The sequence below is a fragment of the Grylomicrobium aquisgranense genome (assembly GCF_033971865.1).
GTDB classification, from domain to species: Bacteria; Bacillota_I; Bacilli_A; order Erysipelotrichales; family Erysipelotrichaceae; genus Bulleidia; species Bulleidia massiliensis.
The window spans coordinates 34,807-58,116 of the sequence record NZ_JALBUR010000011.1; the positions used below are offsets into that span (position 1 = coordinate 34,807).

Here is a 23,310-nt window from a genome sequence, read left to right on the forward strand (position 1 = left end):
ATGAATATGACAGATCCGATTGCAGATATGCTCACTAGAATCCGCAATGGAGCCAGTGCACATCTGGATACAGTGGATGTTGCGCCATACTCCAGGGTCAAGGCAGAGATTGCCCGTATCCTGAAGTCTGAGGGCTACATTGCTAACTATTCCACACAGGGTGACGGCATCGAAAAGAAGCTCGTTGTTACCCTGAAGTATGCTAATGGTGCAAGCGTCATCAGCGGCATCAAGAGAATTTCCAAGCCGGGCCTGAGGGTTTATGCCAAGGGCGAAGAAGTACCGAAGGTACTGAATGGTCTTGGCATTGCCATCATCTCCACATCCAATGGAATGATGACAGATAAGGAAGCACGCAAGCTTCACGTTGGCGGCGAAGTCGTTGCCTACGTCTGGTAATAAATAAGAAAGGATAAATTCATGTCACGTATCGGAAACAAGGCGATTACCATTCCGTCCAATTGTGAGATCACAGTGAATGACGGCAATGAGGTGACTGTTAAGGGCCCTAAGGGAACTTTGACAAGAACATTTTCGCCGCTCATGACAATTGAGCAGAACGACGGTGTTCTTACCGTCAAGCGTCCTAATGACGAAAAGCATACCAAGCAGCTGCATGGTACAACCCGCGCACTGCTTGCTTCCATGATCGAGGGTGTTGAGAAGGGATTCTCCAAGACCATGAAGGTTGTCGGTATTGGTTACCGTGCAGCCCTGGCTGGCAATAAGCTGACTCTGAATGTCGGCTTCTCCCATCCTGTAGACTTCACTGTACCGTCCAACCTGACGGTAACTGTTCCGGATGCCAACACAATCGTTGTTGCTGGCATCGACAAGCAGGAAGTCGGTCAGTTTGCAGCTGAGGTCAGAGCAACCAAGAAGCCTGAACCTTATGGCGGAAAGGGTATCCGCTATGTTGACGAGCATGTCCGCCGCAAGGAAGGTAAGACTGCTGCAGCCAAGAAGTAATGGGAAGGAGAGAGCAAAATGCTGAATAAGACAAAGAAGAATGAAGAGCGTATCCGCCGTCATAAGCGTGTGCGCAGAGTAGTCAGCGGAACTCCCGACTGCCCGAGACTGAACGTATTCCGTTCCAACACAAACATCTATGCACAGGTCATTGATGACACCAAGGGCAACACCCTGTGTGCAGTGAGTTCCCTGGATCTCAAGCTTGAAAATGGCGGCAATATTGAGGCTGCCAAGAAAGTCGGTGCTGCTATTGCTGAAAAGTGCAAGGCTGCCGGCATTGAGTCCGTCCGTTTTGACCGTGGCGGTTATGTATATCACGGAAGAGTCCAGGCTCTGGCAGATGCAGCCAGAGAGGCTGGCCTGAAGTTCTAAGGAGAGGAGAAGACAATGCCAACTGAAAATACAACAGAGCAGCGTCCGGCAGCAGCTGAGGCTGCTACAGCACGTCCTGAGAGGGGCCGCCGTGATAACAACAATGGACGCAGACAGTTCAGAAGACGTCAGGAACCGAAAGAGTTCGAAGATGTCGTAGTCTCCATCAACCGTGTTAGCAAGACCGTCAAGGGTGGACGCAGAATGCGTTTCGCAGCACTGGTTGTTGTTGGTGACAAGAAAGGCAGAATCGGTTTCGGTATGGGCAAGGCCGCCGAAGTTCCGGATGCTATCAAGAAGGCAAATGAGGCTGCTGTTAAGAATGTCTTCAGAGTAAATCTGGTAGACGATAACAGAACTGTTCCTCATACAAGCATTGGCAAGCATGGTGCCGCTTCCGTCATCCTGCTTCCGGCTGCACCTGGTACTGGTGTTATCGCTGGTGGTGCCGTACGCTCCATTCTGGAGCTGGCTGGTGTTTCCGATGTCCTGTCCAAGGTTCATGGATCCCGCACCAGTGTCAATGTTGTCTATGCAACTTTGAATGCTCTGCAGCAGATGCGGACTGTTGAAGAAGTTGCCAAGCTGCGCGACAAGAAAGTCGCTGAGATTCGATAAGGAGGGAAACCCGATGAAACTCAATGAAATGAAAGCAACGGACGGTGCCCGCTTTACCAGAAAGAGAATTGGCAGAGGCCTGGGTTCAGGTCTTGGCAAGACATCTGGCAAGGGCCAGAAGGGTCAGAACTCCAGAAGCGGCGGCGGTGTTGCCATCGGTTTTGAAGGCGGTCAGACACCGTACTTCAAGAGAATGCCGAAGAGAGGCTTCACCAACTACACCCGCAAGGAGTATGCAACAGTCAATGTTGAAGCTCTCAACAAATTTGAGGATGGCGTCACTGTTGACTATGAAGCCCTCAAGGCAGCCGGCCTTGTAAAGAAGCATCTTGATGGTGTCAAGGTGCTCGGCAATGGCAAGCTTGAGAAGAAGCTTACCGTAAAAGCTGAGAAGTTCTCCAAGACTGCTCAGAAAGCAATTGAAGAAGCAGGCGGAAAAGCAGAGGTGCTCTAATTATGATGCATACGTTCGCCAGCATGTTTAAGAACAAGGAGATCCGCAAAAAGATATTCTTTACTCTGGCAATGCTGCTGATCTATCGCATCGGGTCTTCCATTCCTGTTCCAGGCGTGGATTCCACCGCACTCTCTCAACAGATTTCCGACAACTCAATTCTGAACATGATGAACCTGCTGGGCGGCGGTGCCCTGGAGAAACTGTCCATCTTCGCGATGGGCGTTACTCCTTACATTACCGCCAGCATCATCGTGCAATTGCTCAGTATGGATGTCATTCCTGCTTTGACCGAATGGGCAAAGTCAGGACAGACTGGCCGTCAGAAGATGGAGAAAACAACAAGATACCTTGGTGTTGTGCTCGCCTTCGTGCAGGCCTTCTCGCTTGTCTATGGCTTTGACAAGCAGTATTCCGTACTGGAAAACAGTGCCCTTTCCACTTATCTGTATACAGCTACCATTCTGACCGCGGGCTCCATGTTCCTGGTCTGGCTTGGTGACCGTATCAGTATGAAAGGTATCGGCAACGGTATTTCCATCATCATCTTCGCCGGCATTGTTTCCAACATGCCGTCCCAGTTTGCCCAAGTTTACAGCATTCTGGCCGGTGGAAATACAAACAGTGAAGTATTCAATGGCGTACTGCAGTTTGCACTGTACTGCCTCGTGTATCTTGCAATTGTCATCTTCGTCGTCGTGATGGAGACAGCAGTCAGAAAGATTCCGATTCAGTACACCAACAGCATCTCCATGGGCAGAACTGCCCGCAATGATGTGACATATCTGCCGCTGAAGATCAACAGCGCATCGGTGATTCCGGTCATCTTTGCATCTTCGATCATGACAGCACCGCAGATTGTCATCAGCTTCTTCAATGCTGATCTGTATCAGAAACTGCAGAATTATCTGAGTCTGAGCAAGCCGTTTGGACTCTGCCTCTATGCTGTGCTGACAATTCTGTTTACCTTCTTCTACACTGACCTGCAGGTTGATCCGGACAGTGTCGCGGATAATCTGCGCAAGTCGGATGCTTACATTCCAGGTATCCGCCCGGGCAGTGATACAAAGCAGTACCTGCACAAGGTTCTGAACCGTATCACTGTACTCGGTGCTCTGGCACTGACACTGGTAGCTGTTGTTCCATATCTGCTGCCAATGTTTACAAGTATTCCAACATCCAGTGCCATTGGCGGCACCGGTATCATCATCGTCGTCGGCGTTGCTATGGAGACGATGAAGCAGATCAAGGGTCAATTGACACAGAAGTCATATCATGGCTTCCTGAATTAAAGGGGAGAAGAAAATGAACGTTCTGATTATGGGACCTGCCGGTGCAGGCAAGGGTACGATGTCGGATCTGATCCTGAAGGAATATGATATTCCGCATATTTCGACAGGTGATATGCTGAGAGCCAATGTTGCCAATCATACAGATCTTGGCAACAAGGCCAAAGCATATATGGATGCTGGCAAGCTGGTGCCGGATGAAGTCATCAATGCGATGGTGGAAGACAGGCTTCAGCAGCCGGACTGCCAGAAGGGATATCTCCTGGATGGCTATCCCCGTACACTGGTTCAGGCGAAAGAATTTGAAAGAATTGCAGCAAAGATCGGCAAACCGGTTGAATGTGTGCTTGGTCTTGAGGTAGACTTTGAGGTGCTCAAGGACAGAATCACCGGAAGAAGAATCTGTCCGAAGTGCGGTGCTACGTATCATATTCACAATTTCCCGCCGAAGGTTGAAGGTGTGTGCGACAACTGCGGTGAGAAGCTTGTCCAGCGCAGCGACGATACTGTCGAGAAGCTGACCAAGCGGATGGAAGAGTATGAGAAGAGCACAAAACCGGTCATCGACTTCTATGATCAGAAAGGGCTGGTGACGCATCTGGATGCGTCCGGTAAGCCTGAAGCGGTGTTCGGTGCCATCAAAGAGGCCTTAGGAAAGATTGCTTAAATGTGAATCGGGGCGGATCGATAGGCGGTCCGCGCCCTGATTCTGTTTATTGCGTAAGAAAGAGAGAGTACATGTCGAAACAGGATGTCATTGAAATCGAAGGTGTTGTAACGGACACACTTCCTAATGCCAACTTCAAGGTGAAACTCCAGAACGGACACGAGATCCGTGCTCACGTTGCTGGTAAAATCCGTATGAATTACATTCGCATTTTACCAGGCGATCGGGTCACTGTCGAAATTTCACCGTATGATTTAACACGTGGGCGTATCACATACAGACATAAATAATGTCTGGACCAGGAGGTTTGTAAAATGAAAGTAAGACCTAGCGTAAAACCAATTTGCGACAAGTGCAGAGTCATCAAGCGCAAGGGCGTTGTGATGGTAATCTGTGAGAACCCGAAGCATAAGCAGAGACAGGGTTAATTTGGAGGAAGAATAAGAATATGGCACGTTTTGCTGGTGTAGATATTCCGAACAACAAACAGGTCGGAACATCTCTTACCTATATTTATGGCATTGGCCCGACAACTGCAAAGAAGATCCTGGCTGCTGCCGGTGTTGATGAGACCATCCGCGTCAAGGATCTGACTGAAGCACAGGAGACTGCGATTCGTCAGCAGATTGATGGTATTAAGACAGAGGGCGATCTGCGCCGTCAGACAGCTCTTGATATCAAGAGACTGATGGAAATCGGCTCTTACAGAGGCCTGCGCCACAGAAGAAGTCTGCCGGTCAGAGGCCAGAGAACACGCACCAATGCGCGTACCCGCAAAGGACCGCGCCGTACGGTTGCGAACAAGAAGAAGTAATAGGAGGACATTGGAATGCCAACAAAGAAGAATAACACTGCGGCCAAGACTCGCAAGAAGAAGATCCGCAGAAATGTGGCGAAGGGTGTCGCTCACATTCATTCAACATTCAACAACACAATCGTTACCATTGCGGATGAGGCAGGTAATGTCATTTCCTGGAGCTCTGCCGGAGCACTGGGCTACAAGGGTTCCCGTAAGTCTACACCGTATGTTGCTCAGCTGTGTGCTGAGGCTGCCGGCAAATCTGCTGTGCAGCAGGGCATGAAGACGGTTGAAGTCAACGTTAAGGGCGTTGGTCCTGGACGTGAGGCTGCGGTTCGTTCCCTGCAGACGGCTGGTCTGGAGATCACAGCAATCAATGATGTGACTCCGATCCCGCATAACGGCTGCCGTCCGCCGAAGAGACCCCGCGGTTAATGAGCTGAAAGAGGAGGATATTGCATGCAAAAGTTTGAACGCGCCGATTTTGAAGTACAGGAATACGTTGAATCCGAGAATTACGGAAAGTTTGTTCTTTCTCCGCTGGAGAGAGGATTTGGTACGACGATCGGAAACGCACTTCGCAGAGTTCTGCTGTCCTCCCTGCCGGGAGCTGCGGTATTCTCAATCAAGGTAGATGGTGTGTACCATGAGTTCACAACCATCCCTGGTGTCAGAGAAGATGTATCCATGATCATTCTGCAGCTGAAGCAGCTGATCATGAAAATTGAAGATGATGAGGTTTATACACTGCAGATCTCTGCCAAGGGACCGTGCACTGTGACAGCAGGTGATATCATCTGCCCGTCACAGGTTGAGATTCTCAACAAGGATCTTGTCATTGCCCATCTGGAAGCTGGCACAAGCCTTGAGATGGAACTGAAGGCCAAGAATGGAAGAGGCTATGTAAGTGCCGACATCAACAAGCAGCTCAATGTCGGTTCTTCTCAGGGTATTGGAACTGTTTATACAGACTCCATTTATACACCAATTGAGAAGGTCGCCTATTCCGTTGATCCGGCCCGTGTTGGTCAGGATGTTAAATATGATGCTCTGACCATGGAAATCACAACCGATGGCTCAATCAATCCGCAGAAGGCGCTTGCCATGGCTGCCAAGATCCTGATCGATCATCTGGATCTGATCGCTGGCATCAATGAAGATGTCATCTCCATGGAAGACGTTGTCAAGGAAGGCGGCCAGGAGTCGCCAAGCAAGGGTCAGCAGATGATGATTGAAGATCTGGATCTGTCTGTCCGTTCCTACAACTGCCTGAAGCGTGCCGGTATCCAGACCGTGGATGAGCTGACACAGAAGACCGAGGATGAAATGATGAGAGTCCGCAACCTCGGCAAGAAATCTTTGAAAGAGGTTAAGGATAAACTGGCTGAGCTCGGTCTTGGCTTCAAGTCCTTTGACTGATAGGAGGAATTTACAATGTGGAATCGTAAGTTTGGCCGCAATGCGGATCACCGCAAGGCTATGCTCAGAAATCTCGCAACTTCCGTGATCCTGTATGGCAAGGTCGAAACAACTGAAGCCAAGGCAAAGGATCTGCGCTCTGTTGTCGATGAGCTGATCACACTTGGCAAGAAGGGTGATCTGGCAGCCCGCAGAAGAGCTGCTTCCTATATCCGCGATGTTGTCGCAGATGAAAAGACAGGCAAGACTGTCCTGCAGAAGCTGTTTGATGAGGTAGCCCCGAAGTATGCTGACCGCAAGGGCGGCTATACACGTGTTGTCAAGACTGGCACACGCAAGGGCGATGCTGCTCCGATGGCTTATATTGAACTGATCTAAGTTACGTAATGCCTGAGAGGTCTGTGCAATGCACAGGCCTTTTTGTTTTGTGCTACACTTTGGCCATGGAAGAATACATCTCTGATTACAAGAACGGATTGCTGCAGGTTTCTGCATCACTTCACCATTACTATGGCCTGACATGTGAATACCAGGATGATCCGGATGTCTCACATTGGCTTTCCTCACATGCATTTCGCTGTGTCATTGTTGTTCTTGTAGATGGCATGGGATCACGCCTTCTGCAGAAATATGGCTCTGATTTATCCATCACAAAGCAGATAAAAAAAGAATGCATGACGGTTTTTCCACCTACCACCAGTGCTGCTACAACAGCATTGCTAACAGGAAAAAGCCCTGCTGAAAACGGCTGGCTTGGCTGGAATCAGTACTTTTCAGAAGTAGATGACAATGTCATCCTGTTTCTTGACAGATCCCAGTACAGTGAGAAAACCTATCCCGGCTTTGTCCCAAAGGCACTTCCGGTCCGAACTATTCTGGACCAGCTGCATGATCGTAATATTCCCTGTGATTCAATATGGCCTTCTTTTGGTCATCATGGCTGTACTTCTTTCCATGAGCAGTGCCTGCTGGCCGCAAAACTTTCCCATCAGTCAGATCTGCGCTTCCTTTATGTGTACTGGGACGGCTTTGATTCCTGGCTGCATGAACACGGACCTTCCCATCCGGATACAGGCAGACAGCTGGCTATGATCAATGATGATATCCTAATGCTGGAAAAGATGGTGGACGAAGATACTGGTGTGCTTGTGATTGCAGACCATGGCCAGATCGACTGTACCATCTATGAAATGCAGAAAGATGAAGAGCTGATGGCCATGTTCCGACATATGCCAGCCCTGGAAGCACGGGCATGTGCTTTCTACATCCAGCCAGGACTGGAAAAGCAGTTTGAAGCACTGTTCCATCAGCGGTTTGGTGAGAAGTTTCTGCTGTTGCATAAATCGGAAATACTTTCCCGGGAAATTTTCGGGCCCGGGATTCCCCATCCCCGTTTTTATGAATTTATTGGTGATTATCTGGCAATTGCTTTAACACCATTATCACTGACAGCCAAAAGCAGTCATTTTCTTGGCCAGCATGCCGGTGCAATGGTGGATGAGGCAATGATTCCTGTGATACTTTCCGGTGAAAGTGTATAATGTACCAAATGAGCATGAAAAGACAAATGATAGCAGGCACTGTATGCCTGATGATGATTCTGACCGGATGCAAATCCGGCTCTGACACGGCTTCTTCTACCGCTGCTGCCTCCGCTTCTGCCAGGACAAAGACCACTGCCATGAAAGGTGATGTCTATGACAGCTTTACACAGGCTGTGAATAACCGGGCGACAGTGGACAACTATACGGTGGCTGTTTCCAATACGTATCAGATGACGTATTCGGATGATACGATGGATGCCTATGACATGGACGGCGTGCTGCAGATGGCAGGTGATACGGCCACAATCAGTCAGAATATTGATTCCAACGGGCTTCGTTCAACGTTTTCCGGAGACTGGTATGGGAATCGCCTGTACAATACATACAATGGCATTACGTACTATGAAGACATGGATGCCGATAAACTCAAGGCATCCCTGCTGGTACCGCTGGACCCGCTTGCGTTTGATGAAAGCATGATTGATAAGATCACCGGTACGACGGATGATGACGGCAATGTGAGCTATACGATTGCCATTGCGCAGGATTCCCTGTCTTCGCTGTTTGAACAGCGCTATGACCAGTATGGACTGAATCAGTATGACAGCCTGGAAGTCAAGGATGGCACCATTACGGATACATTTGATGCCCAAGGCCATTTCACAGGGGAGACCGTACAGTTTGACACGGTTGTAACATTATCCGGACAGGAAGTGGACACCCTGTATAAGTCACAGGTGACCTATACACAGATTGGCACAACATCTGTGACGATCAGTGATGACAAGAAGGCGGAAGAAGCCCAGTATGTTTCCTATCAGAATATTGACACGGACAGTATTCAGACATTAACGGATGATGATGACAGTGCTGAAAGCACTGTGACAGCTACTTTCCAGAAACGTCTGGTTACAAGATTGAATTATACCGTCGATGGCAGTAAGTACACTTCTGCGTTTAATGATGGCAATGAGAGCTATATGATCGACTTTGACCAGCATATCTTTGAATATTCCAACCGCACCATCCACTATATCTACAACTGGAAGAGCGATACGGAAACGATGGGAGCCTGCACGGCAAACTTTACGGACAATACACAGTCCAGTGACTGCAAGGATTCTACCGTGGATACGATGAAACAAGTCAAGCAGTGGCTTGAAATGGAACTGTATTATTGTGGACTGACACTGGATGAGCTGGTGGCAGAGACAAAATAACAAACAGGAGGACAAGATGAGAGCTGTCATTTCGGTAGTTGGGAAGGACCATCCCGGTATTCTGGCATTTGTGGCGCAGTATTGTGCGGATCGTGAGATCAACATTACGGATGTGACACAGAAGGTGCTGCAGGATCTGTTTACGATGATCATGACCGTTGAAGTTCCGGCGGATCAGGAAGGCAGGTTCGATGAGATTGTGACTGACATTGAGGCCAAAGGGGATGCACAGGGATTGAAGATTCATCTGATGAATGAAGAAATCTTCCATGCCATGCATACCATTTAAGGGGAAAACAGATGAGTGAACGCGGTGAGAAGATTCTAGAGACGATCCGCATGATCGATGAGGAATGTCTCGATATTCGTACCATTACTATGGGAATTTCTCTGCTGGACTGTGCAGACAGTGATATTGACCGCTCCTGTGAGCGCATTATTGCCAAGATTACAAGCAAGGCAAAGGATCTCAGGCAGACAGCAAAGGATATCAGTGCCCAGTATGGCATTCAGATTGTCAATACACGCATCAGTGTGACGCCGATTGCTCTGCTTGTCTCAGCAAGCGGCGGTGATCCTGTCAAGTATGCAAAAGCACTGGACAAAGCCGGTAAAGAGGTCGGCGTTGACTTCATTGGCGGTTACAGTGCGCTTGTGCAGAAAGGCATGACACCTGGCGACAAGGCATTGATCGAAAGTATTCCCGAGGCTCTGGCCACAACCGATATTGTCTGTTCCAGCGTGAACATTGGTTCCACCAAGGCCGGCATCAATATGGATGCGGTGGCACTGATGGGACAGGTGGTCAGACAGTGTGCAGAAAAGACAGAAGACAACAACTGCTTCGGTGCTTCGAAACTTGTTGTGTTCTGCAATGCCGTGGAGGACAACCCTTTTATGGCAGGTGCTTTCCATGGTGTCAGTGAACCTGACTGTGTCATCAATACAGGTGTCTCCGGTCCTGGTGTTGTCCGCATGGCCATCCGCAAGGCTGGCAAAGATGCCACCATGGATGAGATTGCCGAAGTCATCAAGAAGACAGCTTTCAAGATTACAAGAATGGGCCAGCTGGTTGGCACTGTTGCCTCAAAGCGGCTTGGCGTTCCGTTTGGCATCGTGGATCTTTCCCTGGCTCCAACCCCTGCGGTTGGTGATTCCGTGGCGCAGATTCTGGAAGAGATCGGCCTGGAAACATGCGGCGGACCTGGTACAACGGCATGTCTTGCCATGTTAAATGATGCTGTTAAAAAGGGCGGTGTCATGGCATCCAGCTCTGTCGGCGGCCTGTCTGGTGCCTTTATTCCGGTATCGGAGGATCAGGGCATGATCGCGGCTGCCCAAAAGGGTGTGCTTTCCATCGAAAAGCTGGAAGCAATGACAGCGGTCTGCTCGGTTGGCCTGGATATGATCATTGTTCCAGGTGATACAACTGCAGAAACGATTTCTGCGATCATTGCGGATGAGGCTGCCATTGGCATGATCAATAACAAGACAACGGCCTGCCGTCTGATTCCTGCTATTGGCAAGAAGGCAGGCGAGACACTGAACTTCGGCGGCCTGATGGGCTATGGCCCGATCATGCCGGTACGTACGGTCAAGCCCGATGTGATGGTACACAGGGGCGGCCGTATTCCTTCGCCGATCCACAGTTTGAAAAATTAAACCAGGAGGCAGTATGAATACAGCAGCGTTCTTTGATATTGACGGTACGATTTACCGGGAAGCTTTGATTACAGAGTTGTTCAAGAAGCTGATCACGCATGAAATCATTCATGGCTCTGCCTGGTATAACGATGTCCAGCCGGCGTTTAATGCCTGGGACAGAAGGCAGGGTGAATATGATGATTATCTGCAGAGGATGGTGGAAATCTTCAAGGAAGCGATTGTAGGTATTTCGCATGAACACATTGATCTGATTGCAAAGCGTGTCATTGAACAGAAAGGTGACCGTGTCTATCAGTTTACCCGCGGTGAGATTGAGCGTCACAAGAAAGAAGGCCACAAGGTTATTGCCATCTCAGGCTCCCCCTATGAGCTGGTGCGGGAAATGGCAGCCAGACATGGCTTTGATGATTTCCGCGGCACCATCTACAAGACGGATGAACATGGAAAATACACTGGTGAAGTTGTGCCAATGTGGGATGGCGTCTCTAAAAAGAAAGCCATGCTCGAACTGGCAGAACAGTATGATCTGGATCTGTCTCAGTGCTGGTCCTATGGTGATACCAACGGAGACCTGACCATGTTTGAAAATACCGGCCATCCTACAGCGATCAATCCTACCAGAGAATTACTGCTGCATATCCAGCAGGAGAAAGATCTTGCCGCAAAGATGCGCGTCATTGTGGAACGCAAAGATGTCATCTACAACATTGACATCCAATCCTTACATCTTGCATAGCAAAAATGCCGTCACATGCTGGCGGCATTTTCAATTTTCAGAACAATGAAATCTGACGGTTTACCCATGTACTTTGGTCGACATCAATGATGATGTCATCCTTCTGATAATTTCCAATCAGAAACGGAGAATCCGGATCATGCTTTTTCATGTTGGATCTGACAGTATTGTTATCGTAGTTGGCATAGCAGTAAAGACATCCATGCCCGCATGTGTTATACATGCCGATATCGTCTCCCAGCAAACAGGTGCATTGTGCTCTTGCGGCACTTTTCGTTGGCACAATCAGCTGGCAGCCGGTGGCTGCTTCCAGCACCTGTTTTGTCATACAGCCATCGGTGATGATGCCGTATTTCTGCAATGACGGACTTTCACAGCATGCCCGTATGGGAATGCCGTGGGCAGAGGCAATTGCAGACATTCGCTTGGCAAGAAATGCCTGCTGGGCAGATGAAACTTCCTGCACATCCGGGAAGTTCTTTTTTGTTTTGGCATACAGATCAATGAAACTGATCACGCAGAAGCTGATATAACCCTGCAGTTGATCACAGATGGTGTCAACTACCCGCGGCTGAAGCCGCAGGCTTGAAGGAACACGGCTGCACATAGATTGTGCAGTCATGCACTCCAACTTACCCGGATACAGCTGACTCGCTTATCTGCCGCAGCAGGTAAGTGGAGGTCTGCCAGTGAGAGGGCGGTTATCATAGTGAGTTGCCAAACTATGAGGGCAGAAACGTACTGCCCATACCGCTGATCAGCGGATATCTATCGCAATGCCGGATTCCTGCAGTAAAGCAAGACCGGCATTTTTGATATTGATTGCGGCGTTATGATCGCGTACATGGTGCGAACCGCACATTGGGCACACCCATTCTTCCTGCCCCAGTACGATTCTGTTGTCGTCTGACATGACATAGCCGCATGACGAGCAGGTCTGTGTCGTGTTTCTGGGATTGACAAGCAGACATATCTTTCCGCGTTTGGAAGCTGTGTTTTGCAGCTCAGTCAGAAAAGTTCTCCATCCACTATCTGAGATTGCCTTTGCCAATTTGTGGTTCTTCTTCAAATTTAGGACTTTGAGATCCTCGGCAAACAAATAGTCGTGGCTTTTGACTTCTTTGTCTGCTGTACATCTGATAAAGTCCAATCTCTGATTTGCCACATGACGATGGCATTTGGCCAGTTTGAGTCGTGCTTCCTGATAATTTCTGCACGTACGATAGTCTCGGCCATCTCGTCTGGCAGCTTCGTACTTTCGCGAAAGGGCGCGCTGCGCTTTGCGCAACTTCTTTTCTGCCCGTTTCAGATAACGCGGTGATTCGATTACACAGCCATCACTGTCCATCAGAAAGTTAGAAAGATTCAGATCCATGCCTGCCGCTCTGCCAGTTCTGACATAAGCAGTATGAAATGGTTCGTCTGATGCCAGAGCAAGCGAAATATAGCAGTCTCCGCACGTATCCATCCTGATGGTGACAGTACCAATACGTGTCTCTGCAACACGATTCAGCAGCGCATCAATCAGCTTGCGGGAACCTTTCATGCGGATCGTACCAAGCATCGGCAGCACAAGATGATTCCTGTCTGTAAAGCGTACGCTTCCTTCGTACAGGCCGACAACGTGTGAAATGGTATTCAACTTCTTTCCGGCATAGTGATTGCTGGTCTGATAGCAATACGTGTTGTCAAACTTGTGGAATGTCGGAATACTGGTTCCTTTCACTTTTCTGAACTGACTCCACGCCCGCTTATAGTTCATAATGGCATGAAGTACCATGTCTGAATCGCAGTCCCACAAGAAAGGAATTGCGTTCTTGATAGATTTTGCATCACCATATGCAGATGCCAGATATGCAAGCCTTTCTGTGTCTGTTGGAGACAGTGATGCACTTTTTCTCAGACGGAACATCTCATTGTGCACAGCCACCAGGCGATTGTACACAAAGCGTGAGGCGCCGCCGTTCATGCGGATCATTGCCTTTTGTCTGTCAGACGGATACACACGCATCTGTAATCCAATATGGAACATGTAATCAGACATCTTCTTCATGTTATAATTATAACACATATATATTACTTATTATATGATATACATATAATATATAAAACAAAAAAGAGGATACATATGAAGAGACATATTGATCGAATTGAGGATGCCGTTTATGAACGTGGATATGTGTATAATCTGCACTTTCATATTATCTGGTGTACGAAGTACCGTAATCCATGGTTTACAACGCCTGAGCTTGTGAATGAGATGAAAGATATTCTGCAAAGTCTTGCAAAGCAGGCAGATGTAGACATTCAGGAAATGGAAGTGATGCCAGAACATATCCATTTGCTATGCAGTTTCAAGCCAAAGTACAGCATTACTGATGTGGTAAAAAACCTGAAAGGAGCGTCTGCCAGACTGTTTCTGAAAGCACATCCAGAAATTAGAAAAGCTATGTTCTGGGGTGATAAGCTATGGGCGCCAAGCTACTATGTTGGCAGTGTTGGCAACATGAGCAAAGAAACAGTAAAACGGTATATCCAAAATCAGTATGATGGCAAAGGTGGAGATCACTCACCCGCAAGAGAAAAGAAAAGCAATTCCTCCCAGCAATGAATTGCCAGGATTCCTTGCTTTATTCTTCATTGAAAAGCCCGCAGGTGATAATCGATGGAATACCTCTGATTGATGAAGATCGGATCATAGCGCCAGCCGACTGCCTGTTTTCCTGCAATTTGGGATAACTGCTGGATTTCGGTGATGATGAGATGTTTGTCAGGCACATTGGGGTCAATGTCTTTACCATAGGGTGTCAGGGTGACAAACCAGAACTGTCTGTACGCATCCAGTTCATGGATTCCTTTTAGCATCGGCCCCGGGTTCTTGGTGCAGAAGGAAAGGATGTCCACAACATCGGGGTTAATCTGATAGCGCCGTACCTGTTTCGGATTGTAAGGGTTTCTGGTGCAGACATAGCCTTCCTTTATCCGGTTGTAAAACCATGTGCTGTAAAAAGCCGGAATGTCGGTCCGGCTTCCTGTGTTAAGAATCATGTTATTCCTGGCTGTAGACTTTCAGGATCTCACCGATATACATTGTGTGGAAATCACGCTCAGGATAGTTCTCATCCACCAGTGCTTGATCCACAAAGCAGTCTTCCTGCAGATCCTGCGCATAAATCTTGCGGCAGACAAAGACAAGGTCAGCTTCTTTGAAGGTAACGGTGCCGTCTGTAAAGACAAGTGTTAGGCCTGCATTTTCAATCTTGTTTTCGTCTCTGCCGGAATGAGAGCCAAGATAGCTGAGTGCTTTCCGGTATGAAGAGGGAAAATGATTCAGTGTAAACAGTTTTTCTTTGTCCATGAATTGTTTTGTATAGCGGCTTGGCCTGACGTAGCAGATGGCAGTTGGCATGACGCCTTTTCCTGCCTCCTGATGCCATATGGAACCAAAGTGTCCCCAGGCAATGGTCATGACATTGCAGCCATCTGTTTCATTTCCTGCTGCCAGGGCAAGCCAGTCCCTGCCAAACAGATCAAATGGATTTAGCTGCAGATCGTGAATGTCAATTTCTTTCATATGTGCCTCCAAGCGTTTTCTTTCAGCATCATAGCATGAATCTTAGACAAGAGCGGCTTTTTGTATTCCGGATTGATCACGGTTTCCATTTCTGCCTGCGCGGACAGGCAGATTTTCTGCTATGATGCAGATAAAAGAGTTTTGTTTGCCAACAGACATGGTTTCATTTACGGATGAATGCCTGCAGATGATCCGCCGTATCAAAAGCGGAATATGATTTCCTCTTACGAGAAACATCCATCGATTTGTTTCCATCACAGCACTGGTCAGAAGGAGGATGATATGAAAAATCTGAATGCAGAATTGCCGGATATCAGGGGATATCTTCTGTCTCATTTTGAGCAGGCGATGGAACAGGGCTGGATCAATATCTATTATCAGCCGGTTGTGCGCAGTATAACAGGCATGGTCTGCGGTGCTGAGGCATTATGCCGCTGGATTGATCCGGAATATGGCATGATCTCACCCGGTGATCTGATTCCGGTTCTGGAAGAAAACGGCAGAATTTTTGATCTGGATCTGTATGTCATGGAATGTGTGTGCCGGGATTTCCACAGTCTTTTGAATAAGAAGACAGACCGCATCATTCCGGTATCCATCAACCTGTCCCGCAAAGATTTCCTGCATGAAGATGTCGTAGAACGCATTGAAAAGATTGCCAGTTGGTATCAGGTTCCCCGTGAGCTCATCAATATCGAGATCACCGAGACTGCCTTTATTCAGCAGCAGTCTCTGCTTTCTGCATTCATTGAACAGTTTCATACGCTTGGCTATCAGGTCTGGATGGATGACTTTGGCACAGCGTATTCCTCACTGGGCGCGCTGAAAGATCTTGACTTTGATGAGCTGAAGATTGATATGAGCTTTCTGTCCACCGCATCCGAAAAAGCAAAGATCATCATCGAGGATGTTGTGCGCATGGCCAAGCGGATTGGCATCCAGACCCTGGCCGAAGGTGTGGAAACAAAAGACCAGTATGAATTCCTGCGCCGGATTGGCTGTGAGAAGATACAGGGTTTCTATTTCGGCAGACCGATGACTGGTACGGCATTTGGCCAGTACTGCCGCAGCCATCATCTGGACCTGGAGCCGTTAAGCTGGAAGAAATATTATGACGATCTTGGCCGCATAGACTATCAGACTGACACCACGCTTTGTGTGGTAGAGGATGACGGGCAGAACATGCAGGTTGTGTTTATCAATCCAACCTATGAGAAAGTGCTGGCAAAAGCAGGTATTACGGATCTCAACGGCTGGTTTCATGAGATCAATACGCCCAATAATCTTACGCATGACTTTTACCGCCGCTTTGCCAATGAGCAGCTGCGCAAACTGCCCGGTACCCAGACGATTATATTTCCAACCGGCAGTCATTATCTGCAGCTGAATGGACGGGTTGCCGCAAGCTATGAAAACAATGATATCTATGCCATGCAGATCAGGTATTTTGATGTGCATACCAAGACGCCATACCAGCAGAATGTGGAATACTTTGAAAATCTCTATTTCATCTGTGATGATATTGCCGTCTATGATCTGGCATCTATGACGATCTATGGCGTGAAATCTTCTCTTTCGGAGCAGCCGATGGGGGCTGGTGATAAGACAATGGATGCCGTGCAGTTTGCGCATGACTGGATTGCTGATTTTGTCTACCCAGCGGATCAGGAACGGGCAAAAAAGTTCCTGGACGTACATACATTATCTGCGCGCCTGCACAAGAACAAAGGCAGGCCGCTAAGCATTCTGCTGCGGTGTCTGGATGAAGAGGGACAGTTTGTCTGGAAGCAGAATATCTTTGTGATGATTCCGGATACAAACGGCCAGAAGGTTTTGAATGTGGTGATGCCGGCTGGACTGGATGAGAAGACAATCCAGCAGATTACCATGGAGAATGTGGAGCGCAGCGGCGGTCAGCAGCGTCTGCAGGCCGCTGTGACAAAAGGCATTGCAGCGTCCATCCTGTGGCGCAATCAGGAACAATATGCATCGATCAAGTACTTCTGGAAAGACCGGCAGAGGCGCTTTGCGGGAGCAAGCAGGAGCTTCCTGGATTACTATGGCTTTGCCTCTGTGGATGATATTGTTGGCAAAACAGATGAGGATATGCACTGGCATGTGCAGAAGGAACCATTCCGTGATGATGAACTGGATGTGATTGAACACGGAAAGCATGTGCAGCATAAGGTCGGCACCTGCATTGCCCGGGGTGTTCAGCATACGATTGTCGCAGATAAGATGCCTGTTTATCAGGATGGCAGGATCATTGGCCTGATGGGATGGTTTATTGATCAGGATGAGATTCTGCAGGGGGCAGGCAAGCTGGATCAGATTGAGACGATCGATTCAGTGACAAAGCTGGCGAATACAACCGGCTTCCTGTACAGCTTCCGTATTTACATGCGCCAGCTCTGGGAGCGTGGTGAGCCATTTGTACTCATGCATGTATCGATTCCGGAATATGAGATCTTCCTGTACACCTATGGTCCTAAAGCAGGTGACCAGTGTCTGCAGGCCATTGCAGGCCAGCTGAATGAAGCGGCGGGCAGAGAAAATGTCATCGGCAGGATCACGGGCTCACATTTCTTCCTGCTGCTGCAGAATAAGAGCGAACAGGAAATGACAGAACTGACGAAAGAGGTTCAAACGAGAATCAACAGCCTGCGCCAGGTTGGCGGATGGAAGTTTGCCGGTACCGCGGATATTGAAAGCACGATGATGGATGAAAAACGTGTCAGCCGGGATGACTTTGCCAGTGCCGTGTATGACATGCTGGATCATTTTGGCAAAGGAAACGGATAGATCAGACAGAGTGTCTTGCCTTCTTTGTACATGAGGGTATCATTTTCAGTGTATATGCAGCCTTGCTGTTCTTGGGGGAGTGAAAGACAGGGAAGATGAACAGGAAAATCAGAAGGATACAGTTTGGGGAGTTTGTGCTTTTCGCTGTGGGGATGGCAGTGATGGTATTTTCTGTGACAGGTATTCTTTTAAGACGTACTGATGAGACGTTGCAGAATTATGTATCCAATCTGGTAGCGGCAGACAGCCGGCAGCTGGAGCTCAATATTGAATCCTATCTTGAAAAGGTAGAGAAGACAGCTGCGCTGCTGTTTTCGGATGAGAAATACTATGCTTTTGATGCGACGGATCCTTCTCTTGGCAAATATGACAAGATACAGAGTGAAGATGAAATTGAGAAGGAGATTGTGCGCCTTGGCCTGACAGAGAATTTTTCTGACTTTGGGATTGTGTATGCCAATGATGAGAATATCGGCATGATTTCAGAGGTAACAAATGAGATGTTTCCGGGTGGAGGTCTGTATCAGGAATTTTCGTCTTCGATCAACCGGGACAGGACGATGGATGGCTGGTCGTTTGGCCATCAGGGGAATGTGGATCGTCTGTATTATGTCAAGCGCCTTAATGCGCATGCGATTGCGCTTGTTTCGTTTTATGGCAGGGAGCTTGAGACGGTGTTTGAGCTGCCGGAGCAGCTGGAGGGTATGACGATCCGGCTTGTGGATACTGACAGCAGGATTCTGTATTCTTCTGATGATACGGAGATTGGCAGTTTTCTGGACATTGGCATCAGTGATGCAATTGAGGGTATGGATACAAGTGCGACGGTTATCAGTGATGATTATCTGATTACTTCCAATTCCTGCAGCAATGGCTGGCGGGTGGTATGTACGATGCCGATGCAGGAGCTGATGAAGGACAGTCATGACCTGCGCACAAAGATGATCTGGACGGTGCTGCTCATTGCTATTGTGATTCTGGCTGCGGGCACGCTGGTTTATCTGCGTATGACGCGGTCCATGAACGGTGTTGTCAGTGATCTTTCTGACCGTGCTGCACATGATCTGATGACAGACCTGCTGAACAAGCAGACATTTGAAGAACAGGTTTCCAAGGAGCTGGCTTCTTATACAGGCAAACAGGCAAATGTGTTCCTGATGATGGATCTGGACTGCTTCAAGCAGGTCAATGATACGCTTGGCCACAGCAAGGGTGATGAGGTTATCCGGCGTACAGCTGCAATTTTGAAGAGTGTTCTGCCGGGTGAGTATATGATTGGCCGGCTTGGCGGTGATGAGTTTGCGGCTTTTGCGGCGTATACAGACCGTAATAAAGAGCAGGCACAGAAGGAAGTGCATGCTTTGATGGATGCTCTTTATGCTGCGTTTGACAGGGAATTCAGCAGTGAGAAGGTGAAGGTTTCGTTCAGTGCCGGTGTGATTGTGGAAGGACCGGGGGAGTATTCTTTTGGTGATCTGTATCGCCGGGCGGATCACAGTCTGTATGAAGCGAAGCAGAGTGGAAAGGGGAGTGCGGCATATGATGAGCAGGAAAAGCTGTAAATGGGCGGTCTGTGCGGTAACAGTGCTTTCTCTGCTGCTTTCAGGCTGCGGCCATCCGCAAAAGAAAGTGGTTGTGCAGAATGACAGCTCTGTGCATATATCCATGTCCTGGTGGGGCAATGATGCCCGCCACATCTATACATTGTCCGGTCTGGAACTCTTTCATGAGAAGCATCCTGACATTATTGTGTCGCATATGTATGGCGTCTGGGATGGTTATGAGCAGCGCAACAGGATCAGTATGGAGAGTCATGAGACTGCGGATGTCATGCAGATCAATTACAACTGGCTTGCCGAGTATTCTCCGGACGGGAAAGGCTACTATGACCTCAGCCAGCTTTCTGATGTGATTGATTTTTCCAATTTTTCGCAGTCGGATCTGGATTTTGGCACTGTCAGCGGCAGCCTGAATGCGCTGCCGATTGCCTATAATTCCATATCATTCTTTTATAACAAGACGCTGTATGACAAGTATGGCCTGTCTATTCCGCAGTCATGGGATGATCTGTTTGCGGCCGCAAAGGTTATGAGTCCGGATGGCATTTATCCGCTTGGCCTGACCAAAAAGCAGCTGATTCTTTCCCTTGCCGCATGGTATGAGCAGACCTATGGTGATCCGCTGTTTCAGCGTGATGGCACGCTCAGTGCGGACACAGACAGAATGAAGGCACTGCTTTCCTTCTACCGGAGTCTGATTGATGAAAAGGTGATGCCGTCTGTGAATGAGTTTGATGCGACTGCATTTACGACAGGAAAGACAGCTGGTGCCGGCTGCTGGAGCAGTGATGCAAGCCGGTATTGTGATGATCTTGCAAAGAGTGGGAATGAAGTTGTTCTTGGTGAGATGCCTGGTATCAGCACTGCTGATACCACGGGCTGGCATATCAAGCCGGCAACGATGTTTGCCATCAGTGCGTATACCGATCATCCTCATCAGGCGGGCCTGCTGCTGAACTTCATGATGAATGATCCGGATATGGCACAGCTTCAGGGCACTGAGAAGGGTGTTCCGGTCAGTAAGACGGCGCTGCAGACACTGCAGGATCATGACATGCTGGATACGTATGAAGCGATGGCAAGTGCGCAGATTGACAAGAATAAGACAAAACTGTCTGCCATGATCCCGGCTCTGGAAAACAGCAGCACCATATCTGCCTTCAAGAATGAAGCTGACAAATATCTGTATGGCAAAGAGGATCTGGATACGTGTGCAGCGAATCTGCTGTCTGCACTGCAGTGAACTGCCTGGATCATCAATCGTGATGGAAGACCGATGCGGCTGGCAGCGGTCTTTTTGATGTGGGCAGTCCGGACTTTGCGTTTGAAGATTTCAAACAGACTATAATGAGGTGGAAAGAAGGTGAAGGCATGATTGTGGAAGGGTTTATGGTACCGCATCCGCCGGTTGCTGTACCTGAGGTTGGCCATGCGGAAACCAATAAGTGCAAGACGACGATTGCCGGATATCAGAAGGTGGCAGAGAGGATTGCAGAGATTGCACCGGATCTGATGATTCTTTCCAGTCCGCATGCCGTGCTGTACCGGGACTGGTTCAATGTGTCCGGTGGTGAGCGTGCCTATGGGGATCTGCATCGGTTTGGTGCCAATGTACAGATGGAAGTCTCATATGATACAGAGTTTATTGATGCATTGAAGAAGGTGAAGGATCCGGATTTTCCGTGTGGAACGGAATATGACCGGGATGTATTCCTGGACCATGGCACGATTGTGCCGCTGTATTACATCAATCAGAAATATACAAACTACAAGCTTGTGCGCATTTCGCTGTCAGGTTTCTCATTAGCCATGCATTATGAGCTTGGCATGTATCTGGAGAAGGCTGCTGAACTGCTTGGAAGAAAGGCTGTTTATGTCGCAAGCGGTGATCTGTCCCACTGCATGCCGGGATCCAGCTATGGCTGCCATCCCGAAGGCAGCGTGTATGATGAGCGGATCATGAAGACGATGTCTTCTGGAAACTTTGGCGAACTGCTTGCATATGGTCCGGCATTCCTGGATGCGGCGATGGAATGCGGACACCGCAGCTTTACGATCATGGCAGGTGCCTTTGATGGCTATGATGTATCGTGCCAGCAGTGGTCGCATGAAGCACCGTTTGGCATTGGCTATGGGGTTGTGCACGTGAAAAGAGAAGGCATAGATGAACACCGGCATTTTCTGAACCAGTATCTGCAGGATCAGCAGGCAAAGGTTGAGAATGAAAAGGCAAAGGAAGATGGTTTTGTGTCTCTTGCCAGAAAAACCATTGAGACGTATGTCAGAGATGGCAAGGTGCTGAAAGTGCACGATGTTCCAATGGCGATGCAGGGCAGAGCCGGTGTGTTTGTGTCACTGCATAAGGATGGCATGTTACGGGGATGCATTGGCACGATTCTGCCGGTAAGAGACAATATTGCCCAGGAGATTGTGCATAATGCCATTGAGGCTTGTTCACGGGATCCAAGGTTTACGCCTGTAGAGGAAGATGAACTGCCGTATCTGAGCATCAGTGTGGATGTGCTGAGTAAGCCGGAATCCTGTGAGATGCGGGATCTTGATGTAAAGAAGTATGGCGTGATCTGTTTCACCCGTGATGGCAGAAGAGGACTGCTGCTGCCGGATCTGGATGGTGTGGACAGTGTGAAGCAGCAGGTACAGATTGCCTGTAAGAAGGGCGGCATTGATCCAGACAGTGATCATGTGCTGCTGCAGAGGTTTACGGTGACGCGCCATGTCTGAGATTGTATGTGATGACTGCATGCACCATTGCCATCTTGCGGAAGGTAAGACAGGTTTCTGCCGGGCCAGAAGGAATGTGCATGGTCAGAATGTGTGTGATAACTATGGCAGGCTGACCTCCATGGCTATGGATCCGATCGAGAAGAAGCCATTTGCCCGCTATTATCCGGGTTCTTTGATTCTTTCAGTCGGTTCTTATGGCTGCAATCTTGCCTGCCCGTTCTGCCAGAACAGTACGATTTCCATGGTGGATGATAGCCATGTCACATACCGTACCGTTATGCCGGATCATCTGGCAGAAATTGTCATGGCATATCCGGAAAGCATCGGTCTTGCCTTTACGTACAATGAGCCATTGATCAGCTGGGAGTATATCCGTGACTGTGCAAAGATTCTGAAACCGCAGGGAAAGAAGATTGTACTGGTAACCAATGGCTGCATTTCGCATGCGGTCATGGAGACGCTGATGCCATATATCGATGCCATGAATATTGATCTCAAGGGTGATGCACAATTTTACAAGAATGAGCTTCATGGCAGCCTGGATCTGGTGAAACAGACTATTACCTATGTCTATGACAAGTGTCATCTGGAAGTCACAACTCTTGTGATTCCTGGCAAAAATGACAGTGAGGCATTCATTGAGAGCGAGGCATCCTGGCTGGCATCATTATCTAAAGAAATCCCTCTGCATCTGAGCAGATACTTCCCAAGATACCATTACGAGATGCCTGCTACAGATGTAGATCACATGAAGAAACTGCAGAAGTGTGCTCAGAAATACCTGTCATGGGTATATCTGGGCAATGTGTGGTAATATCTTTAATAACACGTGGAATAGATACTAAAAGCACATGTAATAATACTTCCAGGCGTTT

Annotated in this window: 28 protein-coding genes; 24 read left to right on the forward strand and 4 right to left on the reverse strand. The window is 48.5% G+C overall.

The window, feature by feature from the left end:
• From rpsH to MOZ60_RS05940, 18 genes are all read left to right on the forward strand, one after another.
• Positions 1 to 399 carry a 30S ribosomal protein S8 gene (gene rpsH, locus MOZ60_RS05855; protein ID WP_108775507.1) on the forward strand — a complete coding sequence of 133 codons (399 nt, stop codon included), beginning with the start codon at positions 1 to 3 and terminating at the stop codon, positions 397 to 399.
• A 21-nt stretch (positions 400 to 420) separates the two neighbouring features.
• A complete protein-coding gene (rplF, locus tag MOZ60_RS05860; RefSeq protein ID WP_108775506.1) occupies positions 421 to 969 on the forward strand; it encodes a 50S ribosomal protein L6 in 549 nt (182 codons plus the stop codon).
• An 18-nt stretch (positions 970 to 987) separates the two neighbouring features.
• Positions 988 to 1,344, forward strand: a complete 357-nt coding sequence (gene rplR / locus MOZ60_RS05865) for a 50S ribosomal protein L18 (protein WP_108775505.1) — start codon at positions 988 to 990, stop codon at positions 1,342 to 1,344.
• Positions 1,345 to 1,359: 15 nt separating this feature from the next.
• Positions 1,360 to 1,962 (forward strand): 30S ribosomal protein S5, encoded by a 603-nt coding sequence (gene rpsE, locus MOZ60_RS05870; RefSeq protein WP_108775504.1) that lies wholly within the window; start codon positions 1,360 to 1,362, stop codon positions 1,960 to 1,962.
• Positions 1,963 to 1,975: 13 nt separating this feature from the next.
• A complete protein-coding gene (gene rplO / locus MOZ60_RS05875; RefSeq protein WP_108775503.1) occupies positions 1,976 to 2,416 on the forward strand; it encodes a 50S ribosomal protein L15 in 441 nt (146 codons plus the stop codon).
• 2 nt (positions 2,417 to 2,418) lie between these two features.
• Positions 2,419 to 3,708 (forward strand): preprotein translocase subunit SecY, encoded by a 1,290-nt coding sequence (secY, locus tag MOZ60_RS05880; protein ID WP_277635131.1) that lies wholly within the window; start codon positions 2,419 to 2,421, stop codon positions 3,706 to 3,708.
• Positions 3,709 to 3,721: 13 nt separating this feature from the next.
• A complete protein-coding gene (locus tag MOZ60_RS05885) occupies positions 3,722 to 4,372 on the forward strand; it encodes an adenylate kinase (RefSeq protein ID WP_108775501.1) in 651 nt (216 codons plus the stop codon).
• A gap of 71 nt (positions 4,373 to 4,443) precedes the next feature.
• Complete coding sequence (gene infA / locus MOZ60_RS05890) at positions 4,444 to 4,662, forward strand: translation initiation factor IF-1 (protein WP_108775500.1); 219 nt, start codon at positions 4,444 to 4,446, stop codon at positions 4,660 to 4,662.
• Positions 4,663 to 4,686: 24 nt separating this feature from the next.
• Complete coding sequence (rpmJ, locus tag MOZ60_RS05895) at positions 4,687 to 4,800, forward strand: 50S ribosomal protein L36 (RefSeq protein ID WP_006525027.1); 114 nt, start codon at positions 4,687 to 4,689, stop codon at positions 4,798 to 4,800.
• A 20-nt stretch (positions 4,801 to 4,820) separates the two neighbouring features.
• Complete coding sequence (gene rpsM / locus MOZ60_RS05900; RefSeq protein WP_108775499.1) at positions 4,821 to 5,186, forward strand: 30S ribosomal protein S13; 366 nt, start codon at positions 4,821 to 4,823, stop codon at positions 5,184 to 5,186.
• 15 nt (positions 5,187 to 5,201) lie between these two features.
• Positions 5,202 to 5,606 (forward strand): 30S ribosomal protein S11, encoded by a 405-nt coding sequence (rpsK, locus tag MOZ60_RS05905; protein ID WP_108775498.1) that lies wholly within the window; start codon positions 5,202 to 5,204, stop codon positions 5,604 to 5,606.
• Positions 5,607 to 5,630: 24 nt separating this feature from the next.
• Entirely contained in the window at positions 5,631 to 6,590 is a 960-nt protein-coding gene (locus MOZ60_RS05910) for a DNA-directed RNA polymerase subunit alpha (protein ID WP_108775497.1), read from the forward strand.
• A gap of 15 nt (positions 6,591 to 6,605) precedes the next feature.
• Positions 6,606 to 6,968, forward strand: a complete 363-nt coding sequence (rplQ, locus tag MOZ60_RS05915; RefSeq protein ID WP_108775496.1) for a 50S ribosomal protein L17 — start codon at positions 6,606 to 6,608, stop codon at positions 6,966 to 6,968.
• A 65-nt stretch (positions 6,969 to 7,033) separates the two neighbouring features.
• A complete protein-coding gene (locus tag MOZ60_RS05920) occupies positions 7,034 to 8,131 on the forward strand; it encodes an alkaline phosphatase family protein (RefSeq protein ID WP_370595967.1) in 1,098 nt (365 codons plus the stop codon).
• A 26-nt stretch (positions 8,132 to 8,157) separates the two neighbouring features.
• The gene (locus MOZ60_RS05925) at positions 8,158 to 9,354 is read left to right on the forward strand and encodes a hypothetical protein (protein WP_370595968.1); all 1,197 of its coding nucleotides are present in this window, start codon (positions 8,158 to 8,160) and stop codon (positions 9,352 to 9,354) included.
• A 16-nt stretch (positions 9,355 to 9,370) separates the two neighbouring features.
• Positions 9,371 to 9,643: an ACT domain-containing protein gene (locus tag MOZ60_RS05930; protein ID WP_277634374.1), complete on the forward strand. Its 273-nt coding sequence runs from the start codon at positions 9,371 to 9,373 to the stop codon at positions 9,641 to 9,643.
• A gap of 11 nt (positions 9,644 to 9,654) precedes the next feature.
• The gene (locus tag MOZ60_RS05935) at positions 9,655 to 11,016 is read left to right on the forward strand and encodes a PFL family protein (protein ID WP_277006948.1); all 1,362 of its coding nucleotides are present in this window, start codon (positions 9,655 to 9,657) and stop codon (positions 11,014 to 11,016) included.
• 13 nt (positions 11,017 to 11,029) lie between these two features.
• Positions 11,030 to 11,755 carry an HAD family hydrolase gene (locus MOZ60_RS05940; protein WP_277006951.1) on the forward strand — a complete coding sequence of 242 codons (726 nt, stop codon included), beginning with the start codon at positions 11,030 to 11,032 and terminating at the stop codon, positions 11,753 to 11,755.
• Positions 11,756 to 11,792: 37 nt separating this feature from the next.
• On the opposite strand, the gene MOZ60_RS05945 is transcribed toward MOZ60_RS05940, so the two are convergent.
• Both MOZ60_RS05945 and MOZ60_RS05950 read right to left on the reverse strand, forming a co-directional pair.
• Positions 11,793 to 12,377: a DUF1848 family protein gene (locus MOZ60_RS05945; RefSeq protein ID WP_370595969.1), complete on the reverse strand. Its 585-nt coding sequence runs from the start codon at positions 12,375 to 12,377 to the stop codon at positions 11,793 to 11,795.
• Positions 12,378 to 12,512: 135 nt separating this feature from the next.
• The gene (locus tag MOZ60_RS05950) at positions 12,513 to 13,787 is read right to left on the reverse strand and encodes an RNA-guided endonuclease InsQ/TnpB family protein (RefSeq protein WP_370595970.1); all 1,275 of its coding nucleotides are present in this window, start codon (positions 13,785 to 13,787) and stop codon (positions 12,513 to 12,515) included.
• 96 nt (positions 13,788 to 13,883) lie between these two features.
• On the opposite strand from MOZ60_RS05950, the gene tnpA reads away from it, so the two are divergent.
• A complete protein-coding gene (tnpA, locus tag MOZ60_RS05955) occupies positions 13,884 to 14,366 on the forward strand; it encodes an IS200/IS605 family transposase (protein WP_370595971.1) in 483 nt (160 codons plus the stop codon).
• Positions 14,367 to 14,392: 26 nt separating this feature from the next.
• Here tnpA and MOZ60_RS05960 read toward each other — a convergent pair whose 3' ends face one another.
• Both MOZ60_RS05960 and MOZ60_RS05965 read right to left on the reverse strand, forming a co-directional pair.
• Entirely contained in the window at positions 14,393 to 14,803 is a 411-nt protein-coding gene (locus MOZ60_RS05960; RefSeq protein ID WP_370595972.1) for a DUF1848 family protein, read from the reverse strand.
• Between the two features lies 1 nt (position 14,804).
• The gene (locus tag MOZ60_RS05965) at positions 14,805 to 15,329 is read right to left on the reverse strand and encodes a flavin reductase (protein WP_370595973.1); all 525 of its coding nucleotides are present in this window, start codon (positions 15,327 to 15,329) and stop codon (positions 14,805 to 14,807) included.
• 282 nt (positions 15,330 to 15,611) lie between these two features.
• Between MOZ60_RS05965 and MOZ60_RS05970 the strand changes: the two genes are divergently transcribed.
• From MOZ60_RS05970 to amrS, 5 genes are all read left to right on the forward strand, one after another.
• Positions 15,612 to 18,131: an EAL domain-containing protein gene (locus MOZ60_RS05970; protein WP_370595974.1), complete on the forward strand. Its 2,520-nt coding sequence runs from the start codon at positions 15,612 to 15,614 to the stop codon at positions 18,129 to 18,131.
• Between the two features lie 95 nt (positions 18,132 to 18,226).
• Positions 18,227 to 19,693, forward strand: coding sequence for a sensor domain-containing diguanylate cyclase (locus MOZ60_RS05975; RefSeq protein ID WP_370595975.1), 1,467 nt, complete (start codon positions 18,227 to 18,229; stop codon positions 19,691 to 19,693).
• Complete coding sequence (locus MOZ60_RS05980) at positions 19,671 to 20,933, forward strand: ABC transporter substrate-binding protein (protein ID WP_370595976.1); 1,263 nt, start codon at positions 19,671 to 19,673, stop codon at positions 20,931 to 20,933. The genes MOZ60_RS05975 and MOZ60_RS05980 overlap by 23 nt, the downstream gene beginning before the upstream one ends.
• Before the next feature lie 104 nt (positions 20,934 to 21,037).
• Positions 21,038 to 22,432: an AmmeMemoRadiSam system protein A gene (amrA, locus tag MOZ60_RS05985; RefSeq protein ID WP_370595977.1), complete on the forward strand. Its 1,395-nt coding sequence runs from the start codon at positions 21,038 to 21,040 to the stop codon at positions 22,430 to 22,432.
• Positions 22,425 to 23,249, forward strand: coding sequence for an AmmeMemoRadiSam system radical SAM enzyme (gene amrS, locus MOZ60_RS05990; RefSeq protein ID WP_370595978.1), 825 nt, complete (start codon positions 22,425 to 22,427; stop codon positions 23,247 to 23,249). The genes amrA and amrS overlap by 8 nt, the downstream gene beginning before the upstream one ends.
• Positions 23,250 to 23,310: the final 61 nt, after the last annotated feature.

Bases quoted from the DNA above. Each gene is read 5' to 3' on its own strand.
- rpsK (WP_108775498.1), top strand. From the start codon at position 5,202: ATGCCAACAAAGAAGAATAACACTGCGGCCAAGACTCGCAAGAAGAAG.
- MOZ60_RS05975 (WP_370595975.1), top strand. From the start codon at position 18,227: ATGAACAGGAAAATCAGAAGGATACAGTTTGGGGAGTTTGTGCTTTTC.
- secY (WP_277635131.1), top strand. From the start codon at position 2,419: ATGATGCATACGTTCGCCAGCATGTTTAAGAACAAGGAGATCCGCAAA.
- MOZ60_RS05950 (WP_370595970.1), bottom strand. From the start codon at position 13,787: ATGTTCCATATTGGATTACAGATGCGTGTGTATCCGTCTGACAGACAA.
- rpsM (WP_108775499.1), top strand. From the start codon at position 4,821: ATGGCACGTTTTGCTGGTGTAGATATTCCGAACAACAAACAGGTCGGA.
- MOZ60_RS05935 (WP_277006948.1), top strand. From the start codon at position 9,655: ATGAGTGAACGCGGTGAGAAGATTCTAGAGACGATCCGCATGATCGAT.
- MOZ60_RS05965 (WP_370595973.1), bottom strand. From the start codon at position 15,329: ATGAAAGAAATTGACATTCACGATCTGCAGCTAAATCCATTTGATCTG.
- rpmJ (WP_006525027.1), top strand. From the start codon at position 4,687: ATGAAAGTAAGACCTAGCGTAAAACCAATTTGCGACAAGTGCAGAGTC.
- MOZ60_RS05960 (WP_370595972.1), bottom strand. From the start codon at position 14,803: ATGATTCTTAACACAGGAAGCCGGACCGACATTCCGGCTTTTTACAGC.
- MOZ60_RS05885 (WP_108775501.1), top strand. From the start codon at position 3,722: ATGAACGTTCTGATTATGGGACCTGCCGGTGCAGGCAAGGGTACGATG.
- tnpA (WP_370595971.1), top strand. From the start codon at position 13,884: ATGAAGAGACATATTGATCGAATTGAGGATGCCGTTTATGAACGTGGA.
- MOZ60_RS05930 (WP_277634374.1), top strand. From the start codon at position 9,371: ATGAGAGCTGTCATTTCGGTAGTTGGGAAGGACCATCCCGGTATTCTG.
- rplR (WP_108775505.1), top strand. From the start codon at position 988: ATGCTGAATAAGACAAAGAAGAATGAAGAGCGTATCCGCCGTCATAAG.
- rplQ (WP_108775496.1), top strand. From the start codon at position 6,606: ATGTGGAATCGTAAGTTTGGCCGCAATGCGGATCACCGCAAGGCTATG.
- MOZ60_RS05925 (WP_370595968.1), top strand. From the start codon at position 8,158: ATGATAGCAGGCACTGTATGCCTGATGATGATTCTGACCGGATGCAAA.
- MOZ60_RS05940 (WP_277006951.1), top strand. From the start codon at position 11,030: ATGAATACAGCAGCGTTCTTTGATATTGACGGTACGATTTACCGGGAA.
- rplF (WP_108775506.1), top strand. From the start codon at position 421: ATGTCACGTATCGGAAACAAGGCGATTACCATTCCGTCCAATTGTGAG.
- amrS (WP_370595978.1), top strand. From the start codon at position 22,425: ATGTCTGAGATTGTATGTGATGACTGCATGCACCATTGCCATCTTGCG.
- MOZ60_RS05945 (WP_370595969.1), bottom strand. From the start codon at position 12,377: ATGACTGCACAATCTATGTGCAGCCGTGTTCCTTCAAGCCTGCGGCTT.
- infA (WP_108775500.1), top strand. From the start codon at position 4,444: ATGTCGAAACAGGATGTCATTGAAATCGAAGGTGTTGTAACGGACACA.
- rpsH (WP_108775507.1), top strand. From the start codon at position 1: ATGAATATGACAGATCCGATTGCAGATATGCTCACTAGAATCCGCAAT.
- MOZ60_RS05920 (WP_370595967.1), top strand. From the start codon at position 7,034: ATGGAAGAATACATCTCTGATTACAAGAACGGATTGCTGCAGGTTTCT.
- MOZ60_RS05970 (WP_370595974.1), top strand. From the start codon at position 15,612: ATGAAAAATCTGAATGCAGAATTGCCGGATATCAGGGGATATCTTCTG.
- MOZ60_RS05910 (WP_108775497.1), top strand. From the start codon at position 5,631: ATGCAAAAGTTTGAACGCGCCGATTTTGAAGTACAGGAATACGTTGAA.
- rpsE (WP_108775504.1), top strand. From the start codon at position 1,360: ATGCCAACTGAAAATACAACAGAGCAGCGTCCGGCAGCAGCTGAGGCT.
- rplO (WP_108775503.1), top strand. From the start codon at position 1,976: ATGAAACTCAATGAAATGAAAGCAACGGACGGTGCCCGCTTTACCAGA.
- MOZ60_RS05980 (WP_370595976.1), top strand. From the start codon at position 19,671: ATGATGAGCAGGAAAAGCTGTAAATGGGCGGTCTGTGCGGTAACAGTG.
- amrA (WP_370595977.1), top strand. From the start codon at position 21,038: ATGAGGTGGAAAGAAGGTGAAGGCATGATTGTGGAAGGGTTTATGGTA.